This is a genomic window from Priestia sp. P5_B4, assembly GCF_056400385.1.
This window is the reverse complement of record NZ_JBFULJ010001471.1, coordinates 1-581: the sequence shown is the minus strand read 5'-3', so window position 1 is coordinate 581 and position 581 is coordinate 1. Positions and strand designations below refer to the sequence as shown.

General features: G+C 68.5%; 1 protein-coding gene. It reads left to right on the top strand.

The window, feature by feature from the left end:
- On the top strand, nucleotides 1–581 hold a 581-nt coding region (locus tag AC1DRF_RS31670), incomplete at both ends, for a hypothetical protein (protein ID WP_477742783.1).

Here is a 581-nt window from a genome sequence, read left to right as displayed (position 1 = left end):
GTCGTGCTCTTCGCCAAGGCGTCGGTCGTGATCGACTACGACTCGCTCTGGTACGGATTGCGCGGCGAATCGGTGCTGCTGGGCGAGGGCGGGCTGTTCCGCATCCAGGGGCTGGTGGCGGTCGTCCATTACTACCCGAAACTCTACGAAGTCCTGCTGCTTCCCTTCGCCGGGCTGGACAGCACCTCGCTGGTGTTCGGCGTGGGCATCCTCTCGTCGCTGCTCGTCGCGGCGACGGTGGTCGCGATCGTCGGCGCGCTCGGCGTTCGCGGGCCGCTGCGTTTGTTGGCGGGCGTGCTCGCGATGACCGTGCCCGCGCTCGCGAACATGGCGGTCTCCGCGAAAGGCGATGCGTTCTCCGCATGGTTGATGTTCGTCGGCGTGTACGCGCTGTTGCGCCTGCGCAACTCCGGCGCGCCGCGCTGGTTCTGGGTGGGGCTCGCCACGGCGGGCCTGTCGTTGCTATGCCGTCTTTCCAACATGCCCTATGCGGCGCTGCTGGTTCTGATGCTCGCGGGCGCGCTCATGCCCGCCGGGCAGTGGCGCAATGCATGGCGCGACCGGGGCGCGAGGGTGTTCGC